This is a genomic window from Corallococcus terminator (assembly GCF_003611635.1).
Lineage (GTDB): Bacteria > Myxococcota > Myxococcia > Myxococcales > Myxococcaceae > Corallococcus > Corallococcus terminator.
Map to the genome: position 1 here is coordinate 1 of NZ_RAVZ01000218.1, position 16,893 is coordinate 16,893.

Annotated in this window: 11 protein-coding genes and 1 pseudogene; 5 read left to right on the top strand and 7 right to left on the bottom strand. The window is 69.1% G+C overall.

What is annotated here, in order from left to right; genetic code table 11:
- Both D7V88_RS26865 and D7V88_RS26870 read right to left on the bottom strand, forming a co-directional pair.
- Window positions 1-2,084 (bottom strand): annotated as a pseudogene (locus D7V88_RS26865) (endopeptidase); the annotation flags it as partial.
- Between the two features lie 222 nt (window positions 2,085-2,306).
- Window positions 2,307-3,806, bottom strand: a complete 1,500-nt coding sequence (locus tag D7V88_RS26870; RefSeq protein ID WP_120543479.1) for an ArnT family glycosyltransferase — start codon at window positions 3,804-3,806, stop codon at window positions 2,307-2,309.
- 102 nt (window positions 3,807-3,908) lie between these two features.
- On the opposite strand from D7V88_RS26870, the gene tesB reads away from it, so the two are divergent.
- Complete coding sequence (gene tesB / locus D7V88_RS26875; protein WP_120543480.1) at window positions 3,909-4,778, top strand: acyl-CoA thioesterase II; 870 nt, start codon at window positions 3,909-3,911, stop codon at window positions 4,776-4,778.
- A 3-nt stretch (window positions 4,779-4,781) separates the two neighbouring features.
- Here the strand turns inward: tesB and D7V88_RS26880 are convergent, their stop codons facing one another.
- Window positions 4,782-5,345 (bottom strand): hypothetical protein, encoded by a 564-nt coding sequence (locus D7V88_RS26880; protein WP_120543481.1) that lies wholly within the window; start codon window positions 5,343-5,345, stop codon window positions 4,782-4,784.
- An 80-nt stretch (window positions 5,346-5,425) separates the two neighbouring features.
- Window positions 5,426-6,643 (bottom strand): heparin lyase I family protein, encoded by a 1,218-nt coding sequence (locus D7V88_RS26885; RefSeq protein WP_120543488.1) that lies wholly within the window; start codon window positions 6,641-6,643, stop codon window positions 5,426-5,428.
- 622 nt (window positions 6,644-7,265) lie between these two features.
- Here D7V88_RS26885 and D7V88_RS26890 point away from each other — a divergent pair.
- Window positions 7,266-9,059, top strand: coding sequence for a sigma 54-interacting transcriptional regulator (locus D7V88_RS26890; protein ID WP_208726478.1), 1,794 nt, complete (start codon window positions 7,266-7,268; stop codon window positions 9,057-9,059).
- A gap of 10 nt (window positions 9,060-9,069) precedes the next feature.
- Here the strand turns inward: D7V88_RS26890 and D7V88_RS26895 are convergent, their stop codons facing one another.
- Entirely contained in the window at window positions 9,070-10,440 is a 1,371-nt protein-coding gene (locus tag D7V88_RS26895) for an alpha/beta fold hydrolase (RefSeq protein ID WP_244238414.1), read from the bottom strand.
- Between the two features lie 465 nt (window positions 10,441-10,905).
- Between D7V88_RS26895 and D7V88_RS26900 the strand changes: the two genes are divergently transcribed.
- Window positions 10,906-11,622 carry a class I SAM-dependent methyltransferase gene (locus tag D7V88_RS26900; RefSeq protein ID WP_120543483.1) on the top strand — a complete coding sequence of 239 codons (717 nt, stop codon included), beginning with the start codon at window positions 10,906-10,908 and terminating at the stop codon, window positions 11,620-11,622.
- 12 nt (window positions 11,623-11,634) lie between these two features.
- Complete coding sequence (locus D7V88_RS26905) at window positions 11,635-12,471, top strand: ThiF family adenylyltransferase (RefSeq protein WP_120543484.1); 837 nt, start codon at window positions 11,635-11,637, stop codon at window positions 12,469-12,471.
- A gap of 115 nt (window positions 12,472-12,586) precedes the next feature.
- Here D7V88_RS26905 and D7V88_RS26910 read toward each other — a convergent pair whose 3' ends face one another.
- Window positions 12,587-13,036: a DofA protein gene (locus tag D7V88_RS26910; RefSeq protein ID WP_120543485.1), complete on the bottom strand. Its 450-nt coding sequence runs from the start codon at window positions 13,034-13,036 to the stop codon at window positions 12,587-12,589.
- Window positions 13,037-13,372: 336 nt separating this feature from the next.
- Window positions 13,373-15,835, bottom strand: coding sequence for an acylase (locus D7V88_RS26915; RefSeq protein ID WP_244238415.1), 2,463 nt, complete (start codon window positions 15,833-15,835; stop codon window positions 13,373-13,375).
- A gap of 233 nt (window positions 15,836-16,068) precedes the next feature.
- On the opposite strand from D7V88_RS26915, the gene D7V88_RS26920 reads away from it, so the two are divergent.
- Window positions 16,069-16,719 (top strand): CDP-alcohol phosphatidyltransferase family protein, encoded by a 651-nt coding sequence (locus tag D7V88_RS26920; RefSeq protein WP_120543487.1) that lies wholly within the window; start codon window positions 16,069-16,071, stop codon window positions 16,717-16,719.
- The last annotated feature ends 174 nt before the right edge of the window (window positions 16,720-16,893 follow it).

Genomic DNA, 16,893 nt, shown 5'->3' on the forward strand with positions numbered 1-16,893 from the left:
CCGTTGGTGGGGGCGGGCGTGGAACAGGCGATGTTGTGGCGGTTGTACGCCGCGTAGATGGCCGTCATGTGCGGGGTGCCGTCCGCCAGGTTGCCGTTGTCGTCGTCCGCGGCCAGCCACTGCATGTAGCCGTTGGTGGCGCCGCAGCCGTCGGACGTGCCGGCGGTGCAGTTGCAGGCGTGCCACGTGCCCACGTTTCCAGAGCCCTGGTAGAACAGCTTGTTGCCCAGCAGGAACGCGTCGTTGGAGGTGTAGTTGAAGGGCGCCGCGGTGAGGTCGCGCGTCACCAGGTCCCACGCCGCCTGACGCACGGGGGACGCCGCGCAGTGGACCTGCTTGCTGCACGGGCCGCTGCCGGAGGAGCACATCTGGCAGGTGAAGTTCTGCGGCGTGGCCGGGATGTTCGGCGCGCTCGCCGCCCAGTCCGCGTCACGCACGCCGGAGCAGCGCAGGTTGCACCAGGACTTGCCGGCGACCTGGGCCTCCTGCTGGTTGTAGCCGGAGCCGTCCGGGGTGAGGCCGCAGCCGGTGTTCGTCGTCTGGAAGAAGCCGTAGCCCACGCAGGAGGTCTGCAGGCGCAGGATGGCGGCGATGTCCGCGTAGCCTTCGCTGGAGTTGGACAGCGAGCCGTTGGCGTCGAAGTCGTCCATGCCGTGGCCCCACTCGTGGTCGAACACGGCCCCAATCTCACCGGTGTTCCGGCACCCGCCGCCGCTGCGGTAGAAGTTCACCGAGCTGCCGTTCCAGAACGCGTTGCACGTGCTGTTGATGTTCACGTTGGAGACGAGCTGGCCCTGCAGCCACGTGTTGGTGGGCAGCCAGCCGCGCGCCACTTCCGTGATCTTGTTCAGCTCGTAGAAGCTGGAGCGCGCCGCGGCGGTGTTGCCCGCGGAGGTGCCCGCGGGCACCGTGCAGTCGTGGTCGTTGTTCACGCCGCCCAGGTTGATGCTGCCCGTGGCGGAGCTCACGTTGATGGCGCCGCAGTTGTCGGCGATCCTCACGTACTTGCCCGCGAGCGTCGTGGTGACGTTGCCGGCGCTGTAGTTGTAGATGCCCGCGCCGTCGGTGAAGTTGTTGGGGGAGGCAAAGCCGGTGTTCGCCCACGGCATGGGGGAGTCCGCCTGCATCGTGCCGCACGTGGCGTTGGACGCGCACGTGCCCACGTTGGTGGACGGGTAGACGCCGCCCTTCAACTGCGCGTCGAAGTAGTGGTTGTCGTCCTCCATGGCCAGGACCTCGCCGGAGTTCGCGTCCACCGTCACCTTCCAGCGCTCGTTCTCACCGGGGTTGGAGAACCCGTAGCTCCACACCAGCGCGTGGCCGTAGCCCTGGCCGAACGCCGCGCCCGTGCGCGCGTACGGGGTGAGCTCCAGCGTGGGCGCCTGCCAGAGGCTCGTCGGCGACAGCGACTGGCCCAGGAACGTGGCGCCCGCGGTCAGCGCCTGCGACGCCCCCAGCGTGGGCTTCACGTCGATGGCCACGTTGGCCCAGGACTCGGTGCCCAGGAGCACCAGGTTGCCGTGGCTGACGGTGGCCGCGATGCGCGCGTGGCGCACCGGCACGCCCCGCACCACCTGCGGGATGTGCACCTGCCACAGCGACTCCGTCACCACCGTCACGCGCGGCGCACCCAACTGCATCAGGTCCACGCCGAGCGCGTCCTGGTTGTCCGCGATGAACTTGAAGACGAGCTCGCCCACCACCGACTCGTCCACGCTGCCCACCGAACGGCCCAGGCCCTGGCGCACGTCGTTGAGCGTGACGGCGTTGCGGAAGCCGTCACCGGGGATGAGCGGGAAGCTGCCCTGGATGCCCGTGGCCGTGCCGGAGAGCGGATCCAGGTACACCTGCACGTTGCCGCCGTTGCGGGCCAGGAAGCCCGCCCACTTGTCCGCGCCCACGCGCGGCATCAGCGTGCGAGCCTTCTCCAGCGGCACGTTCTGGATGGGCAGATACAGGTCCGGCTTGAAGAACGCCTTCTTCGCCACCGCGCCCTGCTGCGCGGGTTGGGGGGGTTGGACCGCGTACGTCGTGGACGAGACCAGGAGGGCGAGACAACAGACTGCGGACCGCAGGGGGCGCATACACGTCTCCTCGGATGAAGCCGTCGGACGGGACCAACGGGCTCCGGGGCGGAGCGCTGTCTGCTCTAGTTCACAAGCTTCTTAAGAATGAATTGCGGCTATTCCTGAGTAAGGGAGATTTTTGAAATTCCCCATGACTCCAGGGCTTTGAAGTGTTCACTGGGAGAGATTTCACTGGCGGAGTATTTCAATCCGCTCGGAGTATTCCACCGGAAGTCCTGCTCAGGGTTGGGGCCAGAGGCGGACGCGGTCATCCTGGATGAGCTTCCCGTTGGCTGCGTCGGTGCTGCCGCTGGCCATGAAGCGGCGGGGCACGTCGCGGGCGGCGAGGACGGCGGCTTCGACCCACAGGAGGAGCAGCAGCGCTCCGGCCACCACGGGCACGCGCCGGGCCACGCCAGCGTGGCGCTCCGTCAGCACCTTCAGGGGCAGCAGCAAGAGGGGCAGGAGCGCGGGGAAGACGACGAGCAGTCCGCGCGCGTAGCCAAAGAAGGCGAGGGTGACGAGCACCCGGTGCAGCACCACCAGCGACAGCAACCGGAATGGCGCGAACGCGGGCCGCAGGGACAGGAGCATCCCCGCCAGCAGCAGCGCGGCCAGCGGCCACTTGAGCCACGCCTCATCGGGAACGAACACGTCCACCGGGGCGCGCGCGCCCGTGAGGCCCCCGGGCACGTCCGACACGCCGACGCCCAGGCTCAGGCCGTCCAGCCACAGGTCCAACTTCGTCCACGCGAGCCGGGCCGCGTCGCCGGGCGCGGCCATCATCCACCGCAGCCCTTCCGCGTAGCCGTGCAGGAGCAGGCGCCGGTGTTCGGGGCGGGAGGGATCCAACTGGCCGTTGAAACCGCCCTGGTTGATGAGCGCCGGGGTGAAGCCGCCGGTGGCGCCCGCGTGGTTCGCCATCGCGAAGTTGAGCGGCCCGTACACCGTGACGGGCACCCACTCTGGCAGGGGCTCCAACTGGGGCGCGCGGGCGTTCAAGGCGCGCATCGTGTCCAGGTTGCGCACCGCGCCCGGCACCAGGACCAGGAGTGACACGGCCACCGCCACGCCCCAGCGCGCAAGCCATGGCACCAGGGGCCGCGTGCGCTCGCGCGCTGACCACGCATACACGAACAGGAAGGGCCACAGGCCCAGGTGTTCGGCGCGGGTGAGGGTGCCCAATCCCATCACCCCGCCCAGGGCGACGCTCGCGGGCCATGACAGGGTTTGGCTTGCCTTCAGCACCAGCGCGCAGGTGAAACACAACCACAGGGCCGACACTGTTTCATTGCTGTAGCTGGTGGAGAGCACCAGCCAGCCAAAGCTCGTGGCGTACAGCCCCGCGGCGACCCAGGCCCACGCTGTTCCCAGGAGCCGCCGCCACCAGCCCTGGCACAGGGCCACCGTGGCCGCGCCCAGGACGGCGAGCGCCAGCTTGTACGGCAGCGCGCTGCCCCGGGGCTCCCCCAGCAGCCGGTACAGGCCGCCCAGCAGCGCGGGGAACAGGGGCGGATGGTAGGGCAGGGCGGCCGTGCCCTCCCGGCCCCGGGCGAGCTCCAGCGCGGCGGTGTGGAAGAAGCGCGCGTCGCCCGCGAAGAAGACGGAGAAGGGCCAGTCCCGGTCCGGTGCCCCCCAGAGGTACAGCCCGCGCAGGAGCAGGCTCGCGGCGAAGGTGGCCGCAAGGGACCAGGCCCCCGGGTGTCGCCGGACGGCTTCGCGCAGGGAAGGCAGGCCCACGGGCTCCTCCGGAGGGGAAAGGCGCCGCACTCTACATTGGGCCGCGCGCACAGGCCGGACGCTGGGGTAGAGACGGGGTGCGTCAAACCGGGAGGACGACACATGAGTCGCGTGCTGGATGAGCTGTTGGGGCTCCTCAAGCTGGAGCCCATCGAGGAGAACCTGTTCCGTGGCGCAAGCCAGGACCTGGGCTTCCGCCAGCTCTTCGGAGGGCAGGTGCTGGGCCAGTCGGTGTCGGCGGCCAGCCAGACGGTGGAGCCCGCCCGCACGGTGCATTCGCTGCACGGCTACTTCCTGCGGCCCGGGGACGCGGGGCTGCCCGTCGTCTACACGGTGGACCGGGTGCGCGACGGCGGCAGCTTCACCACCCGCCGCGTCGTCGCCATCCAGAAGGGCCAGCCCATCTTCACGCTGATGGCGTCCTTCCAGGCGGACGAACCCGGCCTCACGCACCAGGCCACCATGCCGGACGTGCCGCCCCCGGAGTCGCTGCCCTCGGACATCGAGCTGTTGGGGCGCCACGCGGACCGGATGTCGGAGCGCCTGCGGGAGAAGTTCCTGTCCCCCAAGCCCATCGAGATGCGCCCGGTGACGTACGTGGACCCGTTCGAGCCGAACCCCGCGGAGCCGGTGAAGCACGTCTGGTTCCGCGCCGACGGACAGCTTCCCGACGAGCCCCAGGTGCACCGCTACGTGCTCGCGTACGCCAGCGACTTCAACCTGCTGGGCACCGCGCTCCAGCCGCACGCGGTGACGTTCCTGAGGCCGGACCTCCAGATGGCCAGCCTGGACCACGCGCTGTGGTTCCACGGCGACCTGAAGGTCAATGACTGGCTGCTCTACACGCTGGAGAGCCCCTGGGCGGGCAACGCCCGGGGCCTGGCGCGAGGCCACGTCTTCACCCGCGACGGGCGGCTGGTCGCCTCCGTGGCGCAGGAGGGGCTCCTGCGCCTGCGCCCGGCCGCGCGCTGACGCTCAGAACCGGAGGCGGTGGTCCGGCAGGCGGTCGAAGTCGATGCCGCCTCCGTCCCCGCCCCCGTCCCCGTCGGTGGGGTCGAGGAGCAGCCCCAACGTCACCACCGACGCGAGCACCGCGAGGCCGATGCCGCCCGTGAGCAGCAGCGTCTTGCCCAGGCTGAACTCGCGCAGCCGGCCGTGGTCCACCTGGGCCATGGGCACGACGAGCGGGGCGGTGTCCGGCTTGAGCGGCACCCCCTGGAAGCGGGTGGCGTCCACGGCCACCTGGATGAAGCGCTGCTCCTCCGTCTGGAAGCGCTCTGCCTCCGGCTCCGTCGGGGGGCCCACCAGCGCCAGCGGCGTGTCGGCGGTGAACTGGTGCGTCTCTCCGTCCACGTCCCGCACCGCGCGCCGGCGATCATTGGGCCGGTTGAGCATCACGTCGCCCAACTCCTTCAGGATCGCCGCGTTGTCGTCCTTGAAGCCATCCAGGCGCGTCAGCTCCGACCTGGGAATGGCATAGGTCGTCGTACAGGACGACGACAGCAGGGACACGGCGATCAACGCGGCGCACGGACGCATGGAGACGGCTCCTCCGGGGTGGGCCGCAAAGCCTATCCCGGTGCGTGCCCCGCCGCCTAACGGGGCACGTGGCCGGTGTTTCAGTTCAGCCGGTAGTTCGCGTCCAGCACGTCTTCCTTCGTGCGGCCCATCACCCAGCCGTCGTGGTAGACGACGCCCACCGGCGCCACGGTGTCGTTCCGGTACAGGCCGATCTTCAGGTAGTTGAGCTGACCGCTGTACTGCGTCGCGATGTAGCGCTTGGGCAGCACCAGGTTGCCGTCGTAGTACAGCTCCACGAAGCCCACGCTGGCGTTGGGCGACCACTTCACGTGGAAGACGAAGTCGTGCCACGCGTTGCGCACCAGCGGCGTCTTCCAGACGATGACGCCCGGGCTGCCGCCGATGTTCAGGCGCATCTCCTCCCCGTACACGTAGAACTCCACCGGCGGCGAACCGCAGCAGCCGGTATGGTGCCACTGGGTGAAGAGCTGCCACGTCTTGGCGCTGGGGAAGTCCGACGGGAAGCGCGTGCTCCAGCGGTACCAGTACTCGGAGCCCGCCGCCTCGTTGGTCTGCTTGAAGATCTCGTTGCGGTTGCCGCTGGAGTTGATGGGGTCATCGCCCTGGCGCACGGTGGCCTTGAGGGCGTAGCCGCCTTCGCGCACCGGCGAGGGAATCACCTGCAGCCGGTCCGAGCTGACCATCTGCGTGCCGTCCCACTGGTTGCGGTCGCCGGATTCGAAGTCGCCCCGCCAGACGATGCCGCCGGGCGTGGGCGTCGTCACCGTGCCGGCGCAGGGGCGCGCCTCCGCGATGCTGGCCCAGTCATTGACGGTGTTGCCCTGCACGTAGATGCGCACCCGGCGCGTGTTCAGCGAGGTGAACTTGTACGTCTCCGCCGCCGTCGTCGTCCCGGTGCTCTTGCCGCTGTACACCTGCGTGTACGTCATGCCGTCCGGTGACGCCGACACGGTGAACGTGTTGGCGCGCGTGTTGCCCTGGTGCCAGGCGACGGAGATGGCGCCCACGGCCTTGGTGGAGCCCAGGTCGTAGTCGATCCACTGGCCCTTGCCGAGGCTGCTCCAGCGGGTGTCCAGCTTGTCGTCCAGCGAGTTGGCCGCGATGCTGCCGTCGCCGTCGTCGCCACTGGCCTTCACGCTGCTGGGGGTGAGCTGGGTGCAGCCGCTGGTGGTGAGGTCCTCGCCGGAGGTCGTCATCGACGGCGGGAGATCATCCAGGGGAGCGTCCTCCGGTGCGCCGCAACCGACGGCGCCGAGGACAAACAACGTTTCAACCAGGAGGAGGGTTTTCTTCAAGGAGTGGCCCAGGGGGAAAGGACAGGCAAAGAGAAAGCCGCGCTCCGACAGCGGAGACATGGGGCGCGACCAGGGAATGTCTGGCTTTACGGCGGGCAGTCCCCTTCCGCGCTCCGGGACCTGTTCGACAGGGCCGGGCTTGTGGAAGGGAAAAGACGGGGTGGCGTGTGTTCGTGCTCCAGCCGGCAGCAGGGGGAAAGGCTGCCGTGTTCCAAGGTGACAATTGAGATAGCGAAGTTCTATTTCGGACACAAGTCATGCCGTGCCCGCCTGCATGCCCAGCAGGTACGAAAAGGAAAGACAGACATCTGTTTCAGACGGCCGGGGTGGAATCCTTCAACCCCCCGCGAGGGGCGATACGGCGCGTCGCGTGGGATGCGCACCGGCGGAGCACGGGTGTTTTTCGCGGGCAACGCGCTGTGGTGCGGTGTGGGGGCCCGCCCGCACGCACCGGCCAGGGCATTTACGACCCGTGTCCAATTGCATCATGTCTCGGGGACGGACCCTTTGCCGCCGACTTGCGATGACGGGAGAATCAGGCAGAACGCCCCTGTGGAATGCACGTGGATTTCAAGGAAGCCCGCCGCACCGCGGACGTGAGGCCGGTCGAGTGACGCACCCCATGACGCGCCCCGTGTCCGCGCAGGTCCAACGGAGCGAGCGCAAACCGCTGTACGTGAAGGTCGTGACCCAGCCGGCGCTGCATGGCTGCTGGTCCGTGAACATCAGCGAGACGGGCATCGGCCTCATCGCCACGCCGCGTCGTCCGTCGGAGGGCCCGCACGAGAACGAACCGGTGGAGCTGTCCTTCTCCCTGCCGGACACGGGCGCGTACGTGCGCGTGCATGGCACGGTGCGCTGGCGCCACGACACCGCGGGCGGCGCGGGCACCGTGGCAGCGCTGGGGGTGAGCTTCGGCGCCTTTGACGCGGCGGACGGGGTGAAGCTGGCGCGCTACCTGTCCACGTCGCACCTGCAGGTGGTGGCCGCCTACGCCAGCGATGACGAGTCACGCGCGGTGCGTCAGGCCCTGGACGGCGTCGCGTCACCGCACTTCGCCGCCAGCGCGGAGGACGTGCACGCGCTCCTGTCCCGGGGCGACATGGCCGCGCTGCTGGTGTGCGGCCAGGACGAGGCGCAGGCCCTGGCGCTGGTGGAGTCGCTGGCCGCGCTCCGGGCGGAGGTGGACCCGACGGGGGCGGGGCCGCCCAGCGACCTGGCCCCGCGCATCGTCTACTGCGCGCCCGCCGCCCCGGAGCGGCTGGTGGCGCTCTTCAACACCGGCCGCATCTACCGGGCGCTGGGCGCGTGGCCGGATCCGGAGGTACTCTGCGAGGCGGTGCTCCAGGCGGGGCGCGAGCACGGCTTCCGCACCGAACAGTGGCGCATGGCGCTGGAGCTGGAGCGCAACCTCTTGCGCGAGCGCGCGCTCGCGCAGGCCCCGGTGGGCGGCCCGGGCCGCACCGCGGAGGACGTGGGCTTCAGGAGCCCCGCCATGCAGCGGGTGATGGAGATGGTGCGCCTGGTGGCGCCCCACCGCGTGGCGGTGCTGCTCCAGGGTGAGACGGGCACCGGCAAGGAGGTGCTGGCGCGCATCCTCCACCGGCTCAGCGGACGGGGCGACCTGCCGCTCGTGGTGCAGGACTGCGGCGCGCTCACGGAGACGCTGCTGGAAAGCGAGCTGTTCGGCCACGTGAAGGGGGCCTTCACCGGCGCGGTGTCGGACCACCCGGGCCTGTTCGTGCTCGCCAACGGCGGCACCATCTTCCTGGACGAAATCGAGAACACGACGCCCAACCTCCAGGCGAAGCTGTTGCGCGTGCTGGAGACGGGCGACGTGCGGCCGGTGGGCGGCACCCAGGTGCGCCACGTGGACGTGCGCGTCGTGGCCGCCAGCAACCGGGACCTGGGCGAGGAGGTGCGCACGGGCCGCTTCCGCGCGGACCTCTTCTACCGGCTCAACAGCTTCACCATCGACATCCCACCCCTGCGCGAGCGCCCGGAGGACATCCCGGAGCTGGCGCGGGCGTTCGTGGAGCAGTTCAACCGCACCCTCAAGCGCTCCGCCACGGGTGTGGCCCCGGACGCGGACGAGGTGATGAACGGCTACGGGTGGCCCGGCAACGTGCGCGAGCTGCGCAACGTGGTGGAGCGCGCGGTGCTCCTGTCCAGGCCCGGGGAGATGCTCACCCGGCGCCTCTTGCCGCCCGCGCTCCTCAACAGCGCCGTGCCCCGGACGGACCCCGCCGGGGACGGCTCCCTGCGCGCCCGGCTCCAACTGGTGGAGCGCGAGCTCATCCGCGAGGCCCTGGAGCGCCACGGGGGCGTCCTGCGCCGCGCGGCCGTGGCGCTGGGCATGGACCCGGTGACGCTGGGCCGCAGGGCCCGGCGTCACGGGCTGTGGAATCCGGAGTAGGCCTTGCGCCTCAGTGCGCCTGCATCCACTGGAGCATGGGCGTCCACACGCGAGCGCGCGCATCCCGGGCAAGGAACAGGTCGGCATGCCCGTAGTCCAGGGCGCGCTGGGCTTCCGGCCGGTTGCGCACGGTGTGCATGGTGACGTCGGTGCTGCCCAGCAGGCGCACGGAGTATTCGCCGTAGCGCCCGACGCCGCCCGCCGCGCCCACGTACATCACCGGCACCGTCACGTCCTTCAGGTGGTCGTCATAGGGCACGTCCAGGCCGCAAAGCTGCGCCTCCGTCTCCACCACCTCGTTGAGGCTCTGGTACGGCACCGCCAACTGGAGGTAGTCGAAGAGGGTGGACTCCGGCGTGTAGGCCGTCTGGAAGGGCAGGCCCGCGGTGTCCGGGATGCCCGCCGCCAGGTGGTAGCCCGGCGTCAGCGGCTGCAGCGGCGCGAAGAGGGCCGCGGTGGCCCCGGCGGCGATGACGGCGAACTGCCGGTTGGTGGGCGGGGGCAGGCCCGCGAGCCCCGGCGCCGCGAGCGGGGAGGGCGCATCGGGCGCGGAGTCCGCCAACTGCCCGATGAGCCGCACCGGCGTGCCCGGCGCGGGCCCCAGCAGGCCTCCTTCCGTGCGGCCCTCGTTCCTCGCGGCCAGCAGCGCCGTGTACCGGTCGCACGCCCAGCCGCGCTGCTCCGCCGCGTCCGGCCCGAAGCGCAGCACCATGTCCATGGGGATGAAGCCGTCCACCCGCCGCAGGGCGCGCGGCTGCTGCGATTCCCTGTCCAGGTACGCGTACCCGATGGTCGCGCCCCGGCTCCAGCCGAGCAGGAACATCCGGTCATTGCGGCCGCCGGCCCCCGACAGCCGGCGCACGGTGTCCGCCAGCGCCAGGCCGGTGCCCAAATCCTTCACGTGCGTGTCCAGGCGCCAGTTCGCCATGAACTGGAAGTTCGTCTCCGCCTCCGGCACGCCCACCCACCGCAGGTCCAGGCCCCACACGTCCACGTCGTGGCTGGCCAGGTACGCCGCCAGCGACTGGTCCGCGGGCATGGTGCTCACCCGCGTGTTGGTGAGGAACGCCGGCACGAAGCCCCACAGGTCTCCGTGCACCATGAAGACCGCGCGCGTGCTGCGCGCCGGGAACCACGGGAAGGACTCGCGCACCACCCGGTGCACGGTGACGAAGTCGTACGCGCCCGTCCCCACGCGCACCTTCCACGTGTAGTGCGCCAGGCTGCCACCCAGCGGCTCGCGCTTCGCCGTCAGTCCGGGCAGCCCCGCGGCCAGCAGGGACCGCGAAATCGCCTGCGACTGGGCCACCTCATCCCGCGACACCGTCTGGAACTCCGCCGCCCCCGCTTCCGCGCGCAGTCCCAGGAACAACACCAGCACACACCAAAGGCTCGACAACCTACGCATACCGACCTCGACTCGCATGAGGGTCCCCCACGCAGAAAAGCGCCTGGGGCTGACATCTCCCCTTCGCTTCGGCTGCGAGGACTCCCTGAGCAGCTTCCGCGCCAGGGTTCAAACCCTTGATTTTATTGGTTTAGCCCCGCAGGGCATGATTCACCGCTGAAGGCCACCGGGGAATGCCACCGACGCTCTCCGAGTGAAAAGCCGTCCCACGGGGCGTGCTTCGAATTTGAGACATGCGCACCACGAATGGCGCGGGACCTTTCTGACGGTGTCCACACCCGGCCGGCCCGCCAGGGTATGTCCGTTCATTCAATCCAACACATACATGTGAAACAGGCAAGTCCTGAATGGTAGGGGAAGACGGCGGGGCGATCGCGCGCGGTGCGGGGACGGGAGACAACACGGGGTCTCACCCTGAGGTCCACCGAGGGAGCACCGATGCCCGAGTCCGTCTTTGTCGACAACATCTGGAACGATTTCGCGCACAGCTACGACGAGATGATCCCCGAGTTGCCGTGCTACCAGCGGCAGCTCGCGAAGATCCTCCGCGACACCCGGGAGCGCTCCTACGTCATCGACGCGGGCTGTGGCACGGGCCTGGTGGGCCTGCCGCTCGTCCAGCGCGGCCAGCGGGTCATCGGCTTCGACAACAACGCGGCCATGCTCCGGCTGGCGGCGCGGCGCCACGAGCGCGAAAGCGACGCCGTGCGCGCCCGCTGGACGCTGCTGCCGGGGGACGTGAGCTCCTTCCCGCTGGAGGTGGAGGAGGGCGCGGACGCGGTGGTGATGAACAACGTGCTCTTCTACGTGCGCGACCCGGAGGTGGTGCTGCTCGAGGCGTGGGCGCACCTGAAGCCCGGCGGCGTGCTGTGCATGACGAGCAACAAGCGCCCCCGGCCGGACCTGGAGAAGGTGCTCACGAATTCCATCCAGGAGTGGCAGCAGGAAGGCCGCTGGAACGAAAAGCTCCAGGGGGCCGTGAAGCACCACCGCACGTGTGCCCAGCGGCTCACCACCGACCCCAACGAGATGGTCACCTTCCTGGACACCGACGCGGCGGTGCGCCTGCTGAAGAAGGTGGGCTTCAGCGAGGCGCTGGTGGCCGACGGCGACGACTACTACGGCGAGAACTTCTACGTCTGCATGCGCAAGTAAGGAGCCGCTCCCATGGTGAACCCCCGTTTCCAGCGCAACCTCGGTGTCCTCCACCCCCAGACGATGGACAAGCTGTCCTCCACCCACGTGCTCGTCGCGGGCGTGGGCGGTGCCGGCGGACAGTGCGCGGTGGACCTGGCCCGTCTGGGCTTCGGCTGTCTGACGCTCGCGGACTTCGACGTCTATGAGCGCCACAACATCAACCGGCAGATTGGCTGCTTCGAAAGCACCCTGGGCCAGCGCAAGGTGGACGTGGTGGAGCGCCTGTGCCGCGACATCCACCCGGACCTGCGCGTGCACAAGGTGCACGAAGGCATCACCGACGCCAACGTGGCGGAGGTGCTCTCCGGCGGCGGGGGCCTGCCCCCGGTGGACTACGTGGTGGAGGTCATCGACATCGCGGGCGCCAGGGCCAAGGAGTCGCTCCACCAGACGTGCCGCCAGCAGGGCATCCCCATCATGACCGGGCTGATGCTGGGCTTTGGCGCCGCGCTGCACGTCTTCCAGCCGGACGCCCCCCTCTACGAGGAGCTGTTCATCCTGCCGGATGGCCGCATCGACCTGCCGAAGATCATCCCGCACCTGGGCAGCTACATGCTCCAGGAGTACATGGACGCCTGCTACCAGGGAAAGGGCCACGCCCCCACCTGCGTGATTGGCGCCACCACCGCCGCGGGCCTGATGGTGAGTGAAATCATGCGCGGCGTGATGCTGGGGCCGCGCGCGATGGTGTCCTGGCCCGAGTACCTCTACGTGGACCTCTTCGACCACCGCTACGTCCGGGGCTCGCTCGCTCCCGCGCGTCCCGTCGCCTCCGGGGAGGTGGCCGCCGCGCGCGCCCGGGGCTGAAGCCAGGCCCCGTGAGGGGCGCTCCTGCCTGCCGCCCTGAAGCTTCCCGGCCCCCGTGTCCCTTCCCGAAGCGTGGGAAGGGGCGCGGGGGCCTGGGTCTTTCAGGGAGCAGCGACTACAGCACCACGCCCCGCGTCCGCGCTTCGTTGACCACCTGGTTGCCATCCACGCCCAGCCGCCGCGCGATGAAGCCCGCCGCCCCATCCGCGTTCTTGTGCACGCGGATGAACTGGTCGTCGTACGTGCGCGTGACGATGAGCATCCCGGACACGATGACGCGCTGGAGGTTGTGCTGCAGCTCGTTGCCTTCGATGACGACGTGGATCTCCGAGAACAGCGACCGCGCATCCGACAGCATGTTGGACAGGTGCCGGCGCTGCTCGCTGTTGGGCACCGCCGCCTTGGAGCCGGCGCTCGTCACCAGGATCATCGGCTGCTGGTGCTGCTGGTAGGCCGTCTGCATCTTCTGGAACACCGACTGGATTTCATCCGGCGTCGGCGGAGCATCCCAGCGCAGGAAGAAGACCTTGTCGATGACGTCTGTCTTGTAGACCGGAAGTGCCATGGCGTTCGCGACTCCTTCGTGACGGGCCCATCCCCCCGGGCCTGAGTGCCATCCTGCTCTTCACCCGCGGTCAAGAAACTAGCCCTGCGGGCCGACATTCTTGAGACGACACATCGCGCCCTGCCTGACCGTGGCACCGACTGTGTCCTCGCCTCAAGGGCCCGGCGGATGTTTCCTGTTGGAAGGTGAACCCAGACGCCAGGGCTCCTGAGCCTGTCTGCGTATTCCGCCAGGCGTGGCATCTTTCAACGATGAGTAAGCATGAAAACAAGAAGGCCCCGGGAGCACGGGGCTCCCGGGGCCTTCTTCCTGCTTCAGGCCATCCGTCGGTGGGGATTACCCGCCGGAGATGGTGGTCTCGACGAGGGCGGCGTCCGCGGCGATCTGCGCGTCCGTGAAGAGGATGGGCCGCCACTGCTTCTGGGAGAACAACTGGGTCTGGTCATTGTAGTGGGGCGACTTCGGGTCGCCGGACTCGCTGTACGTCAGCACCGCGTTGGCGGAAGGGCCGGCGTCGGTGAACTGCATGGCCATGACGAAGCTGCTGCCGTTGTTGATGGGGTAGCCCGCGTTGGACAGGCCCGTGTTGCCGCTGATGAGCGGGCCGCGCGTGGCGGAGTACTCGAACAGCGTGGTGCGGGTGACGCCGTAGGCGACGACGTTGGTGATGCCCTCGCGGCTCAGGCCGCCCTGGATGGGCACGCGGGCGCCGCTGCGCGCGGTGTACTGCACCTCGCCCAGCGTCTTGTCGAGCGCGATGCCGGACGCGTTGATGCTGGCCACGCCCTGCGCCAGCCGCACGAGCAGCGGGTCCTCGCCGGTCGCCGGCGCGGGCGTCAGCGTGTTGGGCGTGTTGAAGGGGTTGGCCGGGTCGAAGGGCACGTCGAACAGGATGCCCTTGTTGAGCAGGCTGGAGGTGGGCACGGCGCCCAGGAACTCGCGGAACACGAACGCGCCCTTGGAATTGGTGTCGTAGCGGCCATCCCACCCGGCGAGCAGCGCGCACGCCTGGCTGATGTCCACCTGCATGTTCTGGAACGGCACCGTCGTGCGGCCCGTGCAGCGGGCGACGAGGCCTTCACGCGTCAGCTCCGCCATGCTGCTGCGGTTGCTGAACACCGCCGTCTTCAGCTCCTCCAGGCTGAACTTGCCGTCCGCGCCCGAAGCGCCCGTGGCGCTCTGCTCCGTGAGGGTGATGAGGTTCATGCGCGTGCGCGGCGACTGGGGCACCTTCTCCAGGCCGTGCAGCGGCGAGAAGCCCGTCAGGGGCTCGGCCGGGTTGGACAGCCAGAAGCTGTCGTTCGCGTTGAAGACGAAGTCGCGGCGGTCCAGCTTCGGCACCTTGGCGAAGGGCACGAGGCCCGGGCTGCGCGAGCCCGGCTCCACCTGCCACTCGTTGGCCGGATCGCTACCGTTGAGGAACACGAGGCCCATCAGGTTGTAGAGGCCGTAGGTGAGGCTGGTGGCGGAGGGCGTCCGGGCCTCGGTGAACCACTTCGTGTACGCGTCCTGGCTGAGGTTGGGCGTGGGCGTGGCGTCCGTGTACCAGGTGTTGCCCTCCTTGTCGGCGTACATCGTGTTCACCCAGGGCAGGCCCTGCCGGGTGGCGTAGACGTCCTTGAACTCGGCCAGGTTCTTCGCCTTGTTCATGCCGTGGAACTGGTCCAGGAACTGGGTGTTCTCAATGTTGGCGTCGCGGATGGTGAGCGCCGTCTGGGTGTTCCAGCCCAGCGTCCCCTTCGGCAGCTGCGGCGCCGCCGAGTCCGGAATGGCGATGATGGGGCCGTAGTGGCTGAAGTACATCGTCTGCTCGTAGTTCGTGAGCGACCCCTCCGGCAGCTTCACCAGGATGCGGAAGGTCTTGGACGTCATCGCGCGCTCTTCGGTGCCGTACTTGTAGGTGGTCGGCTTTCCGGGCACGAGGCTCAGCTGGTACATCGTCATGCGCTGGCCGGAGGAGAACGTGTGCGTCCACGCAACGTCCTCATTGAAGCCGATGAGCACCGCCGGCACGCCCATCAGGCCCACGCCATAGACATTCATCTGACCGGGCACGGTCAGCTGGCTCTCCCACAGGCGCAGCTCGCCTTCCCAGGGGAAGTGCGGGTTGGCCATCACCATGCCCTTGCCGTTGTCGGTGCGCTCGGCGCCCAGGGCCCAGCCGTTGCTGCCGAAGTCCGTCTGGCGCAGCTTCTGGAGATCCTCCAGGGTGGGCATCTGGGGCCGCAGGGCGGCGTGCTTGTCCACGGCCTTCGCGCCCACGACGGGGGGCGTCGCCGCCGCGATGGTGAGCGCCAACTGATTGATGCCGCCCACCAGCGTCAGGTCCAGGTCGTACGCCATCAGGTCCACGGCGGTGATGGGCTTGACCCAGGCCGCGTTGACGCAGTTGGCGGGGAGCTCCGCCTTGGGCGTCTCCGCCACGTACTTGTTGTAGCCGGCCACGTAGCCGTGAACCATCTGCTGCACTTCTTCCGACAGCTGCGGAAGGGTGGCTTCCGCGCGGGCGATCACCCCCAGCGACAGGTACGCCAGGTCGGAGCCCACGTAGGTGTTGCCGGGGCCCTGGCCCAGGTACTGGGCGCGCTCGCTGCGGACCTTGATGATCTGATCCGCCAGGGTACAGACGTGGTCCTGGGCGAAGGCATAGCCCTGGCCAAAGCCGAGGCTGCCGTAGTCATTGGCCGTGATGTGCGGGACGCCATACGACGTCCGGCGGATCTTCGCGGTGTACTTGGCGGGGGTGTGCTCGGGGGGGAGCGGCTCTTCTTCGTCACAGCCCGAGGCAACCAGCGCCATCGACGTCAGGAGGGAAAGCGACCAACGGCGGGTCCGGAGAGACAACCGGGGCCCGCCGCGAAGGGAAAGAGTATCGGGGGTGTGCTCGAGCATGGCGGGCGGCAGACTAGGAAGGTGGAGATCGCCCGGTCAATGTTTCTGGGATTTGACTTTTTCACGAGACTGAAACGGCTGGAGGCACTGCGTCGCAGGTTTAGGAAAGCCGGAAAGACGGTGTGTGTTACACGGACGCCATGACGTCCGAGCCCTCGCCGCCTCCGGCCCGCCGCCCGCGCCGCCACTTCTCGATGATTCGCACCTTCGTGCTGGCGGACTTCGTCACGCTCGGCAACGGCTTCGCGGGCGCGGGGGCCATCCTGGCTTCCATGCAGGCGCTTGCGACGGCGAACCCACGCTGGCTGTGGGTGGCGTTCGCACTGATGCCGGTGGCGCTGGCGATGGACGTCGCGGACGGCCGCATCGCGCGGTGGCGCTTCCGCAAGTCGCCGCTGGGCGCGGACCTGGACTCGCTGGCGGACGTCATCTCCTTCGGCATGGCACCCGCGGCGCTGGCGTTCGCGGTGGGCCTCCGGGGCGGGCTGGACGTGGCGGCGCTGCTCTACTTCGTCGCGTGCGGCATCAGCCGGCTGGCGCGCTTCAACGTCACCTCCGCGGAGCTGTCCGACGGCACCGGCAAGGTGAAGTACTTCGAGGGCACGCCCATCCCCACGAGCCTCCTGCTGGTGATGGTGCTGGCGGTGGCGCTGTGGCAGGGCCGCATTGGCGACGCGCTGTGGGGTGGGGTGTGGGACATCGGCCCCGTCCAACTGCACCCGCTGGTGCTGATGTACGTCGCCAGCGGCAGCGCGATGATCAGCAAGACGTTGCGCATCCCGAAATTCTGATGGAGCGCCCCGGCCGTGGCCGGATGCGGTGCCTTCCAGTGGACGTTCTGGAGGACAGTTCCACTGTTTTTCCCACGGTGGGGCGGTTGGCAGTCCCGGGGTGGGTGCCTAGCTTCGCCACCTGATCCGCAGGACCACCAGCGTGTGGAATCCGGTGCGGCTTCGAGCATGTGG

Excerpts from the sequence above, each read along its gene's own strand:
- tesB (WP_120543480.1), top strand. The coding sequence starts at position 3,909 with ATGAGTCGCGTGCTGGATGAGCTGTTGGGGCTCCTCAAGCTGGAGCCC.
- D7V88_RS26880 (WP_120543481.1), bottom strand. The coding sequence starts at position 5,345 with ATGCGTCCGTGCGCCGCGTTGATCGCCGTGTCCCTGCTGTCGTCGTCC.
- D7V88_RS26890 (WP_208726478.1), top strand. The coding sequence starts at position 7,266 with ATGACGCGCCCCGTGTCCGCGCAGGTCCAACGGAGCGAGCGCAAACCG.
- D7V88_RS26900 (WP_120543483.1), top strand. The coding sequence starts at position 10,906 with ATGCCCGAGTCCGTCTTTGTCGACAACATCTGGAACGATTTCGCGCAC.
- D7V88_RS26905 (WP_120543484.1), top strand. The coding sequence starts at position 11,635 with ATGGTGAACCCCCGTTTCCAGCGCAACCTCGGTGTCCTCCACCCCCAG.
- D7V88_RS26910 (WP_120543485.1), bottom strand. The coding sequence starts at position 13,036 with ATGGCACTTCCGGTCTACAAGACAGACGTCATCGACAAGGTCTTCTTC.
- D7V88_RS26915 (WP_244238415.1), bottom strand. The coding sequence starts at position 15,835 with ATGGCGCTGGTTGCCTCGGGCTGTGACGAAGAAGAGCCGCTCCCCCCC.
- D7V88_RS26920 (WP_120543487.1), top strand. The coding sequence starts at position 16,069 with ATGACGTCCGAGCCCTCGCCGCCTCCGGCCCGCCGCCCGCGCCGCCAC.